Source organism: Leptospira vanthielii serovar Holland str. Waz Holland = ATCC 700522 (genome assembly GCF_000332455.1).
GTDB classification, from domain to species: domain Bacteria; phylum Spirochaetota; class Leptospiria; order Leptospirales; family Leptospiraceae; genus Leptospira_A; species Leptospira_A vanthielii.
This window is the reverse complement of record NZ_AOGY02000051.1, coordinates 49,487-66,959: the sequence shown is the minus strand read 5'-3', so window position 1 is coordinate 66,959 and position 17,473 is coordinate 49,487. Positions and strand designations below refer to the sequence as shown.

Genomic DNA, 17,473 nt, shown 5'->3' with positions numbered 1-17,473 from the left:
CTATGAGATGGTTAAACGATACAAGATTTGTAGTTTCAGCACTATTGTTACTCATTCTTGTATTCTCATTTCTTCTTCATCGAAATTTAAACTATCGTTTTAATGACGCTTCAGGTCCCACGATTGGAGTCATTACTTTCAAAAATAAAACGGTACTCCGAAAATACAATGATGCAGTCGTTTGGGATTTGATAGAATCTAAAACAGAAGTAAAAAACAGAGACACCATCCGCACCGAAGGTCTATCGGACGCCATACTCACGTTAAATGATGGGACCAAGATCAATATATCTGAAAACTCTATGATCCTTTTGGATATTTCTGACAAAAACATTAATATTAATTTTGCGTATGGATCTTTTGAGGCCGCTAGAGAAGGTACTGTATCCGGTGATATAAAAATGAATATCACTGCTGGTGACAAAACCGTTCAAGTGGCAAACGGCGATGTAAAACTAGATAAAACCAAATCAGAGTTAAATATCAAAGTAGATCAAGGTGAAGCAAAACTTACATCCAATGGGAAAGAAGAAACTATAGCCAAAGACCAAATCGCCAATGTAACTGAATCGGGAGTTAAGGTCGGAAAACCTGTTTATCGATTGTTAGCACCAGAAGACAGAAAGAATATTCTTTCCGAATCGGGGTCAGAACGAATTCAATTTTCGATCTCGGGTTGGAAACAAGAGTCTGCTAAACAGACTATTCCTTCGATAGAAGTTTCTTTATTACCTGATTTTTCCAAATCGCTGTTTAGAGAAAAACTCACCTCAGCCAACCTTTCTAAGAAATTGGGTGCAGGCTCTTACTATTGGCGTGTATCCTATGAGGATCCGAATACTAAATCAAAACAAACAACAGAAGTTTACCAATTTAGAATTTTAAGTGATCCAGGCCTACGGATTTTGAGTCCAAAAACGGGCGAAGTGTTTACTTACACACAAGACACACCCGTAGTTCGTTTTGTCTGGAATCCATTAGATCTTTATTCTTCTTATACCGTACAAATTGCAAAGGATTCCAATTTTTCGGAAGGAGTTGTCTCCAAACAAACCCAAAACCAATCTTTGGCCTTTGATTCCTTAAAAGAGGGAAGTTATTTTGCAAGGATACAAGCTAAATCCAATCTTCCTGGAATAGCGGAAAAAACTTCTGGAGTAGTTAGTTTTCAAGTCACTAAAAAAACAAATATCTCACCTCCCGAGTTATTGGAACCTGCACGTGGGAAAACCTTTGCTGAAGAACAAACCAAATCACAACTTTTTTTTCTTGGAAGGATGATAAAGATTTTAGCAAGTATGAATGGGAGCTAAGTTCTGATTCCAACTTCCGATCCAAACAAAAATTCGAATCGACTAAGGACAATTTTTTAAAAATCTCCACAGGTCTCGGTGTGGGAGTTTATTTCTGGAGAGTGAAAGGAATTAGTTCCAATGGAGTTTCTCTGGAATCAAAATCAAATACATTTACTGTCATAGCTAAAGAAGAAATGGAGTTAGTTGCACCGCTAAACGGAGCTGAGGTGGAGGTAGATGAACGTTCGACCGTGGTTCTTAAATGGAAAAAATTAACTGGTAAGTCCAATTATGAACTGGAAATTGCAAGAGAAGCCGATTTCAAACCCCTCTTAACGAAAGAAACTGTATCTGGAAATTATTTCGAATTCAAATCTAAAGATTTAGGTCGTTTTTATTGGCGCGTTCGGCCTGCTGAGGAGGATAGTGATTTTAGTGTTGTCCGTAACTTCCAAATGATTACCAATCGGGAACCACCGAGTTTACTAAATCCTCTACGCAATGAAACTATAGATTTGTTTACTAAAAGTTCGATCCTATTCACCTGGAAACCAGTAGAGAAAGCCTCTGGGTATCGAATCCTAGTCATTGATATTTCTGGGATTCGAGAAAAACAAATCTTAAACGAACGAACCAATTCCACCAAACTACAGTTTAGCGAAATCCAAAAGTTGAATGTGGGAAGGTACAGGTGGGAAGTTGCTGCCTTATACAAACAATCAGACGGAACAGAAAAAGAATCTGCTTATAACAAACAAGATTTTTTCATTTCCGTACCAGAATTAAAAGTTCCAAAAATCCTAACACCAGGAAAAATCTATGTTGAATAAGTTCCTGTTAATCATTTTCGTTTCTTCTATTTTTGTAACATCCCTGGTTGGGCAAACGAATGGGGAAGAAGTTACTCAGTACCAATTACGTTGGATGGAAGTAGATGGTGCTACCGGTTATGTTTTAGAAATTAAAAACTCTAGTGGCTACTTGGTTTTCTCTGAAAAAGTGAATGGTACAAGTTATGATCTAGTAAATTACACTTCTGGAATTTATGAACATCGGGTAGCTGTGGTCAACAAACTGGGGAAGGTTGGTAGTTATTCTGACTGGGTAAAATTTGAAGTTGTTGTATCTAGGGTTCCAACACTTACAAAAGATTCCATTTACTCAGTATCGAAAGAAGAAAAGGAAAAAGTCTTTTTACTCGAAGGTAAGGATTTTATTTACCCCATGAAGGTATATCTCGTGATTGGGGGAAAAAAAATTCTCGCAAAGAAAGTTATTATAGAATCTGATTCCGTGGCCAAAGCAACCTTCGCTGTGGATGCAGACACAGATACTGGAATTTATGATTTGGTATTAGAAAACCCAAGGAACAAAGTTCTTACCGCAAAACAAAGAGTGGTTTTATCTGATTCTAAAGAAAAGGCAGCCAGGTTTGCGGCTAGGCAAGAACGTATCATTCGAAAGGAAGTTCCAGAAGACTACTACGAAACTCCTTATTGGTCTACACTTTGGCGGTCTACTCTGTTACCAGGTTGGGGACAAAAATACATTGATGGAAAAAATTGGAAGGTATATGTTTTCCCATTAGTTGCAGTCTCTGCGGTTGCCGTTTATGCCAATTCGTATAATAAATTTTTAAGTGCAAGATCCGACTATCAATCGGCAGTTCTTTTGGGAGCCTTACTTGTCGAACAACAAGATGCACAAGTTCTTTGGTTAATTAATAGAACCAATGCGGAAGCAAAATTCAATACCGCAAAAACTGAGTTAGGCGTGATCCAGGCCGGTGCTGGAATATTAGGCGTATTTTTACTCTATAATATGGTGGATTCTTATTTTTCTGCCAAAAGAAACGTAGCTCACTATGAACCAGGATTTCCTTTAGGGGAGGCGACAAAACGCATACAAGCAACTGTCACAACAGATGCCGGTTGGAACCAATCAAAATTTGCTTATGAATATGGATCACGTTACCAAATCGAATTCTCGTCCCGTTTCTGACAAAAAGCTTGTTTAGGGAGGGACCTCCCTCTATGCTGATTTTATGCCGATTCCTATCCTACGCTGTGACAGAAATTCACGGAATCAATTGGATCGTTTTCTATTGGATGCCAAAGAAGACCTAAGTTCCGCTACCGAAAAAATCCTTCCGATTTTAGAAGCTGTCCGAACGAGAGGTGACCAGGCTCTCCTCGAATACACAGAAAAGTTTGATGGCATCAAACTGAGTTCGGTAACACTCGACCCTCGTTCTATCCAAACAAATCTAGATCCAAAAATCAAAGAAGCCTTCCTTCGGGCAAAGGCCAATATCGAAGAGTTCCATAACGCTCAAAAAAGAAAATCCTGGTCTAAAACCATTGATGGAAACCGGTTAGGTGTTAAATACACAGCCATTCCTTCCCTTTCTGTGTATGCACCAGGAGGAAAGGCTTTGTATCCTTCTAGTGTTCTTATGGGAGTCATTCCGGCAAACATTGCAGGAGTCGGAAATATCCAACTCGTCACACCGCCTCAAAAAGAGGGACTACCGGAAATTCTGGTTTGGCTCTGTCAGATCCTTGGAGTCAATCGTATTGTGACTGTGGGCGGAGCCCAAGGAATTGCCGCTTGTGCCTATGGAACAGAATCTATTCCAAAATCAGAGTTTATTGTCGGGCCTGGGAATGCTTATGTCGCTGCCGCCAAATCCTACTTAGCTGGTAAGGGTTTGATTGGAATTGATAGCCCAGCCGGTCCCAGTGAAGTATCTATCATTGCAGATAGTTCCGCAAATCCCAAATGGATTGCTTGTGATATGTTATCACAAGCAGAACATGGCGAGGATTCTTCTGCGATTCTACTCACTACAGAATTAAGTTTTGCAGAAAAAGTCAGTGAAGAATTAGAGAAAGCATTTCTCGAACGTCCCAAACGATTGAAAATGAAACAACATTCCATCTATAAAAATTCTGCTATTTTGGTTTTTCCAAATATGGAGGATTGTATTTGGTTTTCGAATGAACTGGCTCCTGAACATTTAGAAATCCAAACAAGGGACAATGAAGCAGTATTTTCAAAAATTGAACATGCGGGAAGTGTTTTCCTTGGTCCTTATTCGCCGGTTGCCATGGGTGACTATATTAGTGGAACCAATCATATCCTTCCCACAGCCAGAGGCAGTCGGATCTATTCATCGTTAGGTGTGGATACCTTCTTAAAACGAGTGACCTTCCAAGAAGTGACTAAGGAGTCCTTAAAAAATCTTTACCCATTTGTGAAGTTGATGTCGGAATTGGAAGGTTTGGATGAGGAACATGGAACCAGCGTTAAAGTGCGCACCGAGGAAACTCTATGAAGGTTGTTTCTAAGATTTCAGAACTAAAAAACCAGATTGCAGAGTGGAAAGGTGAAAAGTATTCCATAGGATTTTGTCCTACCATGGGAAGTTTACATGCAGGCCATCTCGATCTTGTGGAAACTTCAAAAAAAGAAACTGATAAAACCATTGTTTCTATTTTTGTCAATCCAACCCAGTTCAATGATCCCAAAGATTTTGCACAATATCCAGTGAAGACGGACGACGATCTACTGTTATGCGAATCGAAAGGGGTGGACCTGGTGTTTTTGCCTGAAGTAAAAACCATGTATCCGGAAACAAAAACCCCTATCAGCTTAAGTATTCCGGAATTACAAAAAAACCTTTGTGGTCGTACAAGACCTGGTCATTTTGAAGGGGTTTTGCAAATCGTTGCCAAACTCTTTCATTTAACAGAACCAAACAAAGCCTTTTTTGGTTTGAAAGACTACCAACAGTTCCGAGTCATTTCTGCAATGGTAGAAAATTTGAATTTTCCTTTAGAAGTGATCGGGGTGCCGACGCGTAGGGAAGTGGATGGCCTTGCCATGAGCTCACGTAATGTCCGTTTAACGGAAAAAGAAAGAGAAACGGCAAGCCTAATCCCAAGAATGTTTGCTCTGGCCAAAAAAACAATTCTTTCGGGAGAAAGGGATCTCAAACTTTGGAAGGAAATCCTACGAGATTTTCTACTCACGGGACCTTCCGTTCGTATTGATTATTTAGAAGTTGTAGATCCGATAGAACTCCAATCCAAAGAAAAATTAAACGGTGAAATCTTACTAGCAATTGCTGTATTTGTTGGGGATGTCCGCCTCATCGACAATCAAATCATCCAAATTCCCAATTAAACATTCATGTCAAAAGAAATCGAAGATCGTAAATTTAGTCCCAAACCAGTATTAGCAGAATCGAAATCATCCTTAGTCAATTTAAGTGGGATACCTGAGTCGGCACATTCTTTTGTTGCAAGTTCTTTGTATGAAACACTGAGTGCAGATTCTACATTTCTTGTAGTCCTTCCCACAAACCAAGATGCAGAAAGTTTTTCTCGCGAACTTTTAAGTTTTCTTCCGCAAGATGAAATTTTTTATTTCCCAGGACCAGAAAATATTCCTTACGAATATACCAAATGGCAAATGGAATGGAAGAGGGATCGGATCCTCACGATCAATCGAATTCTATCAGGGAATCGTTGTTTGGTGGTAACATCAGTATCTGCACTTTTGCGTAAACTTCCTGTAAAAGAAAGTTTGAAAGGAAAATCAATTACCCTAAAGTTAGGTAAGGATTTTCCTCTAGATCAGTTGTTGTCCGAGTTAGTGAATTTAGGATACCATAGAGAAGAGGTCTGTGAACAGTTTGGCCACTTTAGTTTAAAGGGTGGGATTCTGGATATTTACACTCCTTATTTGGCAAATCCAGTAAGGATGGATTTTTTCGGAGACACTGTTGATGAAATCAGAACCTTTGATCCCAATACCCAGAAGTCCATAGCGAAAATTCAGGAAATTGTCATCACTGCTGCGAATGAGACGATTGTTAGCCGAGAAGAAAAGGCTAAGTATCAGGATGAACTAGAAGCTCATAAAGAGAAGCGACTCCCCATTGATTCCGAATTGGAAATCATCGAAGAACACCTACCTTTGGTGCGAAAACACGAAGGTTTTCTCAGTTTTTTTGCAAAAAAGCCCATTCTAATTTTTCCAAGGTTTTATGATACCAAGGAACGTTCTTATGGAATGGAGAGGGAATACAATACACTCTATGAGAAAAAAAAGGAAGAATCTTTGTGCCTAAAACCAGAGGAACTCCTTTCTTTTAGTGAAGAATGGCAAACTCTCACTTCGGAGGAAACTCCTGGAATTCGCTTTTCTCTTTTGCCAGACAACATAAGAAATTTTTCTTATGAACCACTTACTGAGGTGCGGGGATTTCGCGGCAAAATTCGGGAAGCCAAGGAACATTTTTTAGAGTTACTTAGCGAAGATCCAAAGAACAAAATATTTATCACGTCCTCATTTTCTGCTCAAATGATGCGCCTAAAAGGTCTCTTTACCGATGGAGAGGTAGAAACCGTTCATTCTGATTCCGAAGATCCCACCCCCCTTCCACTTAACAAGGTAAAGCCGGGAATTCATCTTGTGATTTCTGATCTAAAAAAGGGATTTCACATTCTTGATGAGAATGTCTATATTTTTACGGACAATGATTTATTCGGTCGTCAATACAAACGTAAGACCAGGTATAAAAAACAAGCCTCACAAATGATCGAATCTTTCATTGATCTGAAAGAGGGTGATTATGTAGTTCATGTCAACCATGGTGTGGGCCGATTTGTTAAAATCGAAAGAACCAAGGCTGATGGAAAAGAAAGGGATTTTTTAAAATTAGAATATGCCGGTGGGGATAGTTTATTTGTTCCTCTGGACCAAATTTCTTTGGTCCAAAAATACATCGGCGGAACCGATTCTCCAAAACTGGATACACTGGGGAAAAATTCCTGGAAAAAGGCCAAAGAAAGAGTTCAGGAATCTGTAGACAAACTTGCCGAAGAACTGGTGTTACTCTATTCGAATCGACTCAAACTGAATGGATTTGCTTTTCCTCCCGATACCATTTGGCAGGAGGAGTTTGAAGCAGCCTTTGAATTCGAAGAAACCCCTGACCAAATTTCAGCAATTGAAGCTGTTAAACAAGATTTGGAATCCATAAGACCCATGGACCGTTTAGTTTGTGGGGACGTAGGTTACGGGAAAACAGAAGTTGCCATTCGCGCAGCATTTAAGGTGATTATGGCAGGAAAACAAGTGATGCTTCTCACTCCCACAACCATTCTTTCCTTACAACATTTTAATACATTCAAAACTAGATATGAAAATTACCCAATCAAAATTGCCTTTGTATCTCGGTTCCGAACGCAGGCAGAAATCAGAGAAGATCTAAAGAATTTTTCCGAAGGAAAAATCGATATGCTCATTGGAACTCATGCCATTTTATCATCCAAGGTAAAACCAAAAAACTTAGGCCTTCTCATCATTGACGAAGAACAGAAGTTTGGTGTCACTCACAAAGAGGCTATAAAGAAGTTCAAAACTCTGGTGGATGTTTTGACACTCACGGCAACACCGATTCCAAGAACTTTGCATATGGCACTAACTGGAATTCGTGAACTTTCTATTATTTCTACGGCGCCAAAAAATAGGCAAAGTGTCGAAACTTATGTATTAGAAGAAGATGACACTCTCATTCAAGAAGCTATCCGCAAAGAAATCGAACGAGGAGGGCAGGTTTTTTATCTGTACAACCGAGTGGAATCCATTGAAGAAGAGGCAGCTTACATCCGTTCTTTGGTTCCAGAAATTTCTGTGGGGATTTTGCACGGCCAGTTGACAGAAGATGAAATTGAAGAAACCCTCGTTGATTTTTATGAACGAAAATACGATATTCTAGTCACAACTACGATCATTGAATCGGGAATCGATATGCCCAATGTTAATACTCTTATTGTCAAACGAGCCGATATGTTTGGGTTATCCCAATTGTACCAAATCCGAGGCCGAGTGGGCCGATCGGACAGAAAAGCTTATGCTTATATGTTCTATCCTTCAAAGAAATTAATGACTGAGCTTGCTGAAAAAAGGCTAAATACAATTTTCGAATACCAAGAGTTAGGCTCCGGTTTTAAAGTGGCTATGCGTGACTTGGAGATTCGTGGTGCGGGAAACCTACTCGGCAAAGAACAATCTGGCGACATTATGGAAGTGGGATTTGACCTTTATGTGAAAATGTTGGAAGAGGCAATTTCTCGTATCAAAGGCGAAGAGGTGCGCGTTGAAGTTCGGACTGCGGTAAATTTAAAAACCAACTTCTATCTACCGGATGATTATATTCCTGACACAAAACAGAAAATTGAATTTTACAAACGATTTGAAGGTTCAGCAAATCTGGACGAAATTGAGGAACTTTCCTTGGAGATGGAAGACCGGTTTGGCGAATTACCACAAATTGCCAAAACTTTTGTGGAATTAGAAAAGATCCGTACCCTTGCTTCCAATTTAGGTTTTGAATTTGTCACTGAAAAACCAGAGGAAATTCTCTTCAAATGCGGAACTTATTTCCGGGGAAATCCAGACCGAGTGATCCAAGCAATGGCCAAATTTAAGGGCCTTCTCATTTCCCCGCAAGAGCCATCTGTATTACGTTATACGATTCCAGAACGAGAAGATTTGCAGAAAATCAAGAAATTGCTTTCTCTTTTGGAATTTTTGGCCGCTTAATTTTTAGGCAATAGAATCAATGCCTACCTGCTTAAAAAAAGATAGACATTGAGGGAATTCACGAAACCATCATCACAAATCCTTTCAGGCACTAAAATAATATGACTAAAATCCTTCCTTTGTTTGTTTTTTTGGCATCCCTTTTCCTCGTTCAGTGTTCGGACTCATCTCCGGTCATCGAAACTTTGGATAACCATAAAATTACCGTAAAAGACTTTGAAGCAGCTTACGATACGGCTCTTGATTCCATCAGCCGATTGCAAAATATCGAAAAAAAGACTCTTCTTGAATTCATTGAAAAAGATATCAACGAAGTTCCTCAAAATTTCCAAGATTTAAACTACCAACTCCAAAAGAAAAATTTTTACCAAACCTACCGTCAGATGATTATGACTCGTCTAGTTGCTGAGAAAAACGGTTATATCTCTCGTCCAGACGTTGCAGAAGTGATCAAACAAGTTGAAATGCAAACCATTGCGCAAATGTATGTTTCTGAACAAGTGGAGAAAAAAATCCAAATCACTGATGAACAAGCAAAAGCGGAATGCGAAAGACTTCGTGGATTAGACAAAAATATTGCAAACCTAACAATTGATAAATGTCTTACTTTTGCAAAAGCTCAAATCAAACAATTGCAAACTAGAGAACAACTTCCTTTAGTCGTAGAAAGAATTAAAGAAGAAGTAACTATCAAACGTAATGATAAATTCGATTTGGATGCATACCTTGCGCCAAAGAAAAAAGTGGAAGAACCAGCCAACCAACAAAAATAAGTCGGAATGGACAATACTTTAAACGCGTTTCTCCGTGGCATCATCGAAGCTGCCACGGAATTCCTTCCGGTTTCCTCGACAGGACACCTTTTCCTCTTCAGCTACTTTTTTCCCTTTGAAAACCTAAAAATAGATCATGAATCCTTTGAGGATTTATTTGATATCTTTATCCAAACGGGTGCAATTCTATCCGTTGTTGTTTTATACTTTCAGCTATTATGGACACACACAAAAGCAGCTACGTTGTATTTAGTTAAAAAAACAACAGACAAATCTGGTTTTGATTTCTATCGTAATTTAATAGTAGGAATCCTTCCTATCATCATTTTAGGATTTGTTTTTAAGAATAGTTTAGACCAAATCAAAATGCGACCTGACCTTCTTCTCATCATTGGGCTTTCCTGGTTTGTAGGTGGCCTTGTTATGGTTTTTGTTGAGATGAAAAACTATGACGAAAGTGATGGTAGGACTATTGGAATGAAAGAGTCCATCCTCGTGGGATTTTTCCAATGTTTTGCATTGATTCCAGGCATATCTCGTTCAGCAGCTACGATCATTACGGCAAGGATTCTTGGAGTCTCAAAAAAAGATTCTGCGGAGTTTTCCTTTTTTCTAGCGATTCCGGTTTTGACATTAGCAGGTATTTATAAACTTTATAAACACCGTGCCATATTGAATTCAGAGACAATAGGTTTACTTCTTTTTGGAAGTATTGTATCGTTTGTAATCTGTTATTTTATCATACGATTGTTTATGGCTTTCATTCGTCGTAGGAGTTTTTTGTCTTTTGGAATCTATCGTATTTTTCTCGGAATCCTTGTTATACTATATTTTCTTCGTGGCTAAAAAACTCTGAATAGAATTCCTTTTTATCTATATTGTTTGTTTTATCAAGCAGATTCATAAGTAATTTTGTATTCTGCTTGTAGAGTTTATTTCTTAAAAATAGCCGTTCACACCAAATCACTGCTTCTTGGTTTTGTCCATTTTTTACTAATGTTTTGGCGGTCATATAAAGGTAATCTTCCCGATTCGGATTTTCTTTTGCGGCGAGTTTGAAATTTACAATTGCTTCCCCCCAGTTTTTTAATTGGTACTGTAACTTTCCCGCTAAGGCAAAAAATGATGGGTGAGGGTATTTCTGGATGAGAGGATACAATTTGTCCAAGGCCTCAGTATAGTTTCCTTGGTTGGATTTAGTTTTGATTTCCAAATATTCTGTTCTAACTAATTCAGGGAACGAAATCCTTGTTTTTCTGGGAAAATATTCGATCTTCAAGAAGGAAAGGTCATCTGTAATCTCTCCACTGGATTCTATTTCATGAACTAAACGTTTTAGGTTCGATTCGGAGCGTTCCACAAAACGTAAAATCAAAGTTTCATCTTCATTGATCGAACGAAGAGAACTATTTTCTGAAGGGAGGACAATATCATCTCTTCCATCGGAACCGATGAGTAAGGTATCTCCTGCTTCTAGTGAAAAGGTTTTGATTTGGAAGTAGTGATCGTTTTTGGGAAATCCTAGTTTTCTCATGGAGAGTTCTGTTTCAATAAAGGATGCCACTCCATCTCTATAGAGAATACTCCAAGGGTGTTCTGCATTGATATAATAAACAAATCCATCTTTAGATACCATACCGAGTACGACACTGGATAACATGGATCCATCGAAACTCACAAATACCGATTGAAGTTCTACATAAAGATCTTTTAACCAGAGCTCTGGAGGTCTTGATTTTGTGTAACTAGATTTGGCTCTGGAGAGAACCGCTTGAAAGACAACTCCGAGAACAAGGGCACCGCCAGCACCTTGTATGGATTTACCCATGGCATCACCATTTGCAAAAACCGTATAATCACCTGATTCAAGGTGAACTGTCCCCACAATGCAGATATCTCCACCAATCTCTCCGTCCTTTCCACGAAATTGGAATTTTTTCTTTTGGTTAACGTAGGTTTCAATTTTGATTTCAGGAATTTTGTTTTCAATGCGAGCCAATGGTTGGATGAGAAGGGAAGTTAAAAAGTAATCTCCATCTTGTTTTTCTTTTAAAATTTGCAACTGGTTTAAGGATTCGTTTAAGGCATCTGTCCTTTCTTCTACTTTTTTCTCTAAGTTTTTGTTTAAGTCTTCCACTTCTTCATTCAGTTTGACAAATGAATTCGCAAGGATTATTGCCAGTGAGATATTGAAAACAAGAAAGGTATAACCCATAATTCTAGGAAAAACCCAATAGTTGCGATTGGTTGCCGTGTCTACGACTGCTGCAAATAGAACAATGGTGAGTCCGATAGTAATATAAAAAGCTCTTCTTTCCTTTTTCTTTAGGTTTCTATATAAAATTACAAAGATCAAAACTACGTAAACGATCCAAGTAGGTTGAACAAAATTTGTGAGTAAAAAACTGAAGGTTTCAATATCGCTAGTCAAAAGGAAAAAAAGAAAAAATCCCGTTTGTAATCCATCTAAAATTTTTCCCCAAATACTATAACGTTCCTCAAACAAAGTTCTAAGGAAATGGTACATAAATGGAATAAGCAGTAAAATCACCATGTATTCCATTTTTTTCATTTCTAAAAATGGAAATCCAAATTCATATTTGAGTTGGTTTCTTAGGAAATTATATATTACAAAAGAAAAGGAAAATAGTGCGAAAAAAAGGTTCTCTCTGTCTTTTCTTCTACGAATGTAAAGAAAAAGAAAGTATCCACCTACCGTTAAATAAATGGTAAGGAAAAGTAACTTTACAAATTCGTCTTTATAGTATCTTGCAAAGATTTTGTCCGAGGGCCCAAGCGTAGTTTCATCTTGTTCGATTCCTCCTGAATTTTCAAAATACGGTTGGATCTTTAACAAAAGTAAGTTCTTTTTTCCATATCGAATTACATTGGAAGGAATATTATAAATTCTTAATTTGTCATAGGCTTGAGGTTCCTTTGCATCCCACTGCCCAGTGTTTCCAATCCAATATCCATTTAGGTAGGTTTTGTCACGATCGTTGATGATGCCGAGGCGTATGCTGTATTGAGTGGATGGATCTTCCGAAAACTGAATCCACTTAGCAAGTAAAATGTTTTTTTTGCCTACATAGTCTTTGTTGTTCGAATAGATGTTCCCAGGAACTGCAATTCGCTTCCATGGAATTTTTAAAAACTCTGACTCGGTCATCGATTGGATTGCCGATTCGCTAAGATCCAATTCTGTCATATACCAAAAGGAATTGGGATCTAATTTGTTCGTGTCAAGTGAGACCAGTGTCTTTGCATCTGTTTCTGTAGCAGAATCTGGTATGCTTTGTGCATAAAGGAGGGAAAAAGAAAAGACAAGAAAAATGAGTACCGGTTTTATCATATATAAACGAACTCTAACGTTCATAACTCTGTTATATTTCCAAATGGATGTAAAATGGTCATTCGATTAAAAAAGAATAAAGAAAAAGCTGTATTAAATTTTCATCCTTGGATCTTCTCGGGAGCGATTGCTTCAGGGGAAACAGGAGTAGCTTCTGGAAGTGTTGTCCGCGTGGAATCATCTTCAGGTGAATTTTTGGCTTGGGGTCATTATGATCCTAAAAGTCAAATTAGAATTCGGTTGTTCTCTTTTGATGAAAGAGAAGATGGTTCGCAGGAAACGTATTGGACCTCCAAGTGGGAATCCATTTATGAATCGAAACAAACATTATTACCGAAAGAAACAACAGGATTTCGCCTCTTTCATTCTGAGGGGGATGGGGTTCCCGGAATTGTAGTTGACTGTTACCACAAAACAGCCGTTATGCAATTGAAAACACCAGGTGCCTTAAGTTTACGGGACTGGTTAGTTTCTTTTTTATCAAAAAAAGGTTTTGTGACCATTTTGGAAAGGGGAGAAAAACTAGAGGACAAAGCAGCGGGAGAACCAACCTTTCATAAAGGGAATGATTCTGAACCTGTGTTTTTAGAACATGGAATTCAGTTTATTGCCGATATTACGAGAGGGCAGAAAACGGGGTTTTTCCTAGACCAAAGAGACAACCGTGCTTTAGTTTCTCGTTATGCTACGGGCCGAACCGTCTTAAATACATTTGCCTATTCAGGAGCATTTTCTGTTTATGCATTGTTAGCTGGTGCAAAGCAAGTCCATAGTTTGGATATTTCTAAACAAGCAATAGAACTTTGTGAGAGAAACCTGGTTTTGAATGGACTAGAGACCACAAACGGATCTACTCGGCACAAAAGTTTGGTTTTAGATAGTTTTGATTATCTGAAAGCTATGGAGCCTAATTTCTATGATCTTATTATTTTGGATCCTCCTGCATTTACCAAAAGTATATCTATGGTAAACCAAGCCAGTCGAGGATACAAAGATATCAATATGAGGGCCATGTCCAAAATACGGACAGGCGGTTTGATTTTTACCTTCTCGTGTTCCCAACATATTTCTTTTGATTTGTTTAAAAAAATTGTTTTCGGGGCTGCAAAGGATGCCAAAAAAAGAGTTAGAATTTTACACCATCTGACTCAAAGCCCAGATCATGGTTATTCCGTCTTTCATCCTGAAGGAGAATACCTAAAAGGCCTTGTGATTCAGGTTGATGGTGATACATGAGTTCGTATATTGGTGAAATCTTAGAATGAAATTTACATCCCTTAGTTTTCTATTGTTCTTTCTTGTTGTATATTGTTTGCACTGGATGTTCCGCGGCAAATCTCGGTTGAGTTTTTTGTTTTTGGCATCGTTTGGATTTTATGCCGCTTGGTCCATTCCTTTTGCATTTCATTTTTTAAGCATTGTTCTATTGAACCATTTTTTTAATAAACAAATCCTTAAAAATAAATCCAGCTTCTGGTTTCCTGTATCTCTTTTTGTAAATTTTGGGAATCTTTTTCTTTTTAAGTATTTTTACTTTTTATGGGATACACTCTTTCAATTAACGGGAAGTATTTGGTTTGCGCCGGAATCCATCCAAAGTTTTTTAAATTCTCAATTTGGTGCTGATTCGATTACTCTACCTCTTGCAATTAGTTTTTATACATTTCAGATGGTTGCCTATACCGTTGATATCAAAAGAGGTAATGCAGAGGAAAATCCGAACTTTTTACAGTTTGCACTATTTATCTTTTTCTTTCCGCAGTTGGTTGCAGGTCCCATCGTTCGTCACGGAGAGTTCTTCTATCAATTGGAAGTTTGGAATGCTAAGAAGGAACAACTTTTCGAAGGATATTATTTAGTTTTCCTTGGCCTTTTTAAGAAGGTGATTCTTGCAGACAATTTATCCCCTGTTATCGAACCAATTTTTCAGAATCCGGAACAGTATGATGGGTTCTCCAATTTTATTGCCATGTTCGGATATTCCGCAAGAGTTTATTGCGATTTTAGCGGTTATACAGATCTTGCCCGTGGTTTAGGAAAGTTACTTGGTATCAATCTTCCAGAAAATTTTCATGCGCCATTTCTTTCCGCTTCGGTCAGAGAACTTTGGACTCGTTGGCACATGACACTTGCCACTTGGATCAAAGATTACATTTATTTTCCGTTAGGTGGTTCAAGAGTATCCGAATATCGTGGTTACCTGAATCTAATTGTAACTTTTACTTTAGCGGGTTTTTGGCACGGTGCTAATTTTACGTTTATCATCTGGGGATTTTTACATGGGCTAATGCTTAGCGTAGAGAGAAAAATTGAGTTGATTCGGAAACCTGATAAAACAGCAAAAATAGCTAAGTGGCAAAAATTTTTGGGTATTGTATATGCCTTTGGATTTTTTACATTCACAATCGCTTTTTTCAATGGTCCAACAGTTCATAATTCATTAGTCATGTTAGCCAAAGCATTTACTGGAGGAGCCGGAATCAGAACGAATAAATTAGAACTAATTGTTTATACTTTGATACTTACATTTATTCTAAACTACTTACAAACCAAACCAAGTTTTCCAAGAGAAAATTGGTCTACAAAAACTTCACTAGGATTTCTCTTACTTTTTTCGTTAGTGATTACCATTCTGTTAGGTTATCTTGCTCCGGGAGGAACGGAATTTATCTATTTCCAATTTTAATATGAATTTTAAACTTAAATTTCCTATAGTATTATATCCAATTTTTTTGGCTTTTTGTCTTTTCCTTTTAGATAAAATTTTCTTTTTGCCAATCGTTGTCGAAAACACATACAGTTGGAAAAAAATTGAAAGAAAATTTTATGAATTAAAAGAAGATCTTTTTCTGGTAATGCTTGAAGAGATAAAGAAAAATCCAGCCAAACAAATTGGTTTGATTTTAGGGAGTTCTCGTTCTGGTGAATTTGATTCTGAAATGTTAGAATCCTTTTTCCCAAATACAAACTCATTTAATTTTGCAGCTCCGTTTGGACCACCAAGTTTTCAGGCTTATTGGCTTGAAAGAAGCCTAAAGGCAAAACTCCCACTTAGATATGTACTCATCGAAGTAGATCTACTTTTATTTTCGCAATCTGCAATCGAGTATTCTTTAAATGGATCCTATGATAATGAATATGTTTTAAAACAAATTGATTTCTACCGAATGAAAACAAAAAACCCATGGATGGCTGATGCTAAGGGTTTCTCCATGGATGAGGTAGAGGTGTATTTTTTAAAAAAATTATTTGCTTTGTACAAATATCCGTTGGATCCAACAGCGATCAAAGCTAATAATAAAGAAATTGAAGTTGGTTTTTTCCCAGGGATGTCCGTTGGAATTACAGGAAAAGACCACAAACGAAACTACATCGATAAAATCAAATTGGTGAACCGAGTCAAATTTGGTGCTCTTCCCAATGAAATTAAATTTGCGAATATGGATGTCTTTTTAGAAAGAGATGCCGAGGCCATGTACAACCAATACCTTCGGGGAACCAAACTTGCACCGACACAAATCTATTTCTTCAAAAAAATGTTAGATTTACTGAAAGGAACAGGAATTCCTGTGATCATCTATTTTCCAGCAGTATCAGATGCTTTACATAGGCGACTGAGTACAGATGGGCTTCTGGAAGGATTCAATGTGGAAATAAAAAAAGCTGTTGTCAATGCTTCGCAAGTTCCGAATTCGAAATTCACTGTGGTAGATCCGAATAAAGATCCTAGATGGGTTTGTAAAGATTTTGTAGATTCGTTGCATTTAAGCGGCGCCTGTTTTCCAAACCTGTTGCCAATTCTATTTGCTAAAGAAGTTCGTTAGTTTCGTTTTTCCTTCCGTTTTTTTAATTCTTTTTTTAGAAAGCGGAAGCGAAAGATTAGATAACCAATAGCACTCAGGACAAGAAATATTCCAGAACCCCATCCAGAAACCATTTCAAACCAGACATGATCCTTTTCTATATTCTCATTCCAAAGAGAGTGTAGAAGAACAAATCCCGAATACAAAAGCAGATTGAGAACCATATAAATGGTGGTTTTTTTTAGAATCCAGAGGGTGTCTCCCATTTCCTCGCGAAACTGCGTAAAATCCCCCAAGATTTCTTGGTAAGATTTTTGGTGGCTCAATCGGTAGACATCATAGGCTTCTTCCATCTCTGGATCTTTTGCCTTTCCATCCAATAGGACAAATTCGAAGTCTAGTTGGTGGTCATATTCTTTTCTCTTTTTCGGATCACTCAGAGTTAAGTAGGCACGGGTTAACTCTAAAATTTTGTCCTTTCCTTCCGGAAGGCCTGCACCCTCCAAACGCTCCCAAAACTCTAATTCTTTTAAATAAATGGCTTCGATTGTTTCTTGCGTGGATTCCTTCGTTACCCCCAAGATTCCGTAAAATGTCTCCCTTTTTGTCCCTGCCATATACTCCTTTTAGTTC

General features: G+C 37.9%; 13 protein-coding genes. 11 read left to right on the top strand and 2 right to left on the bottom strand.

What is annotated here, in order from left to right; all coding sequences use genetic code 11:
* Window positions 1–2: 2 nt before the first annotated feature.
* The 8 genes from LEP1GSC199_RS21835 to LEP1GSC199_RS10930 all read left to right on the top strand — a co-directional run bounded on the left by LEP1GSC199_RS21835 (window position 3) and on the right by LEP1GSC199_RS10930 (window position 10,531).
* Window positions 3–1,313 (top strand): FecR domain-containing protein, encoded by a 1,311-nt coding sequence (locus LEP1GSC199_RS21835; RefSeq protein WP_002983191.1) that lies wholly within the window; start codon window positions 3–5, stop codon window positions 1,311–1,313.
* Window positions 1,314–1,414: 101 nt separating this feature from the next.
* Complete coding sequence (locus LEP1GSC199_RS21830) at window positions 1,415–2,125, top strand: hypothetical protein (RefSeq protein WP_232420760.1); 711 nt, start codon at window positions 1,415–1,417, stop codon at window positions 2,123–2,125.
* Complete coding sequence (locus tag LEP1GSC199_RS10955) at window positions 2,115–3,296, top strand: LIC11435 family protein (protein ID WP_002982864.1); 1,182 nt, start codon at window positions 2,115–2,117, stop codon at window positions 3,294–3,296. Before LEP1GSC199_RS21830 ends, LEP1GSC199_RS10955 begins: the two co-directional genes overlap by 11 nt.
* Window positions 3,297–3,339: 43 nt before the next feature.
* On the top strand, window positions 3,340–4,632 hold the full coding sequence (hisD, locus tag LEP1GSC199_RS10950; RefSeq protein ID WP_039926630.1) for a histidinol dehydrogenase: 1,293 nt from the start codon (window positions 3,340–3,342) through the stop codon (window positions 4,630–4,632).
* The gene (gene panC / locus LEP1GSC199_RS10945) at window positions 4,629–5,483 is read left to right on the top strand and encodes a pantoate--beta-alanine ligase (RefSeq protein ID WP_002982752.1); all 855 of its coding nucleotides are present in this window, start codon (window positions 4,629–4,631) and stop codon (window positions 5,481–5,483) included. The genes hisD and panC overlap by 4 nt, the downstream gene beginning before the upstream one ends.
* Window positions 5,484–5,489: 6 nt before the next feature.
* Complete coding sequence (mfd, locus tag LEP1GSC199_RS10940) at window positions 5,490–8,912, top strand: transcription-repair coupling factor (protein ID WP_002983035.1); 3,423 nt, start codon at window positions 5,490–5,492, stop codon at window positions 8,910–8,912.
* Window positions 8,913–9,013: 101 nt separating this feature from the next.
* Window positions 9,014–9,685 carry a lipoprotein LipL31 gene (locus tag LEP1GSC199_RS10935; protein WP_002982937.1) on the top strand — a complete coding sequence of 224 codons (672 nt, stop codon included), beginning with the start codon at window positions 9,014–9,016 and terminating at the stop codon, window positions 9,683–9,685.
* 6 nt (window positions 9,686–9,691) lie between these two features.
* Window positions 9,692–10,531 carry an undecaprenyl-diphosphate phosphatase gene (locus tag LEP1GSC199_RS10930; protein ID WP_002983159.1) on the top strand — a complete coding sequence of 280 codons (840 nt, stop codon included), beginning with the start codon at window positions 9,692–9,694 and terminating at the stop codon, window positions 10,529–10,531.
* Here the strand turns inward: LEP1GSC199_RS10930 and LEP1GSC199_RS10925 are convergent.
* Window positions 10,506–13,037: a SpoIIE family protein phosphatase gene (locus LEP1GSC199_RS10925; RefSeq protein WP_002982708.1), complete on the bottom strand. Its 2,532-nt coding sequence runs from the start codon at window positions 13,035–13,037 to the stop codon at window positions 10,506–10,508. The genes LEP1GSC199_RS10930 and LEP1GSC199_RS10925 overlap by 26 nt on opposite strands.
* 54 nt (window positions 13,038–13,091) lie before the next feature.
* Here LEP1GSC199_RS10925 and LEP1GSC199_RS10920 point away from each other — a divergent pair, with 54 nt between their 5' ends.
* The 3 genes from LEP1GSC199_RS10920 to LEP1GSC199_RS10910 are packed head-to-tail and all read left to right on the top strand — an operon-like array spanning window position 13,092 to window position 16,861.
* Entirely contained in the window at window positions 13,092–14,273 is a 1,182-nt protein-coding gene (locus LEP1GSC199_RS10920) for a class I SAM-dependent rRNA methyltransferase (protein WP_002982893.1), read from the top strand.
* 25 nt (window positions 14,274–14,298) lie between these two features.
* A complete protein-coding gene (locus tag LEP1GSC199_RS10915) occupies window positions 14,299–15,723 on the top strand; it encodes an MBOAT family O-acyltransferase (protein WP_002982984.1) in 1,425 nt (474 codons plus the stop codon).
* 1 nt (window position 15,724) lies between these two features.
* A complete protein-coding gene (locus tag LEP1GSC199_RS10910; RefSeq protein WP_002983205.1) occupies window positions 15,725–16,861 on the top strand; it encodes a DUF1574 domain-containing protein in 1,137 nt (378 codons plus the stop codon).
* On the opposite strand, the gene LEP1GSC199_RS10905 is transcribed toward LEP1GSC199_RS10910, so the two are convergent.
* Complete coding sequence (locus LEP1GSC199_RS10905; RefSeq protein WP_002983240.1) at window positions 16,858–17,457, bottom strand: J domain-containing protein; 600 nt, start codon at window positions 17,455–17,457, stop codon at window positions 16,858–16,860. The genes LEP1GSC199_RS10910 and LEP1GSC199_RS10905 overlap by 4 nt on opposite strands.
* Window positions 17,458–17,473 lie beyond the last annotated feature (16 nt).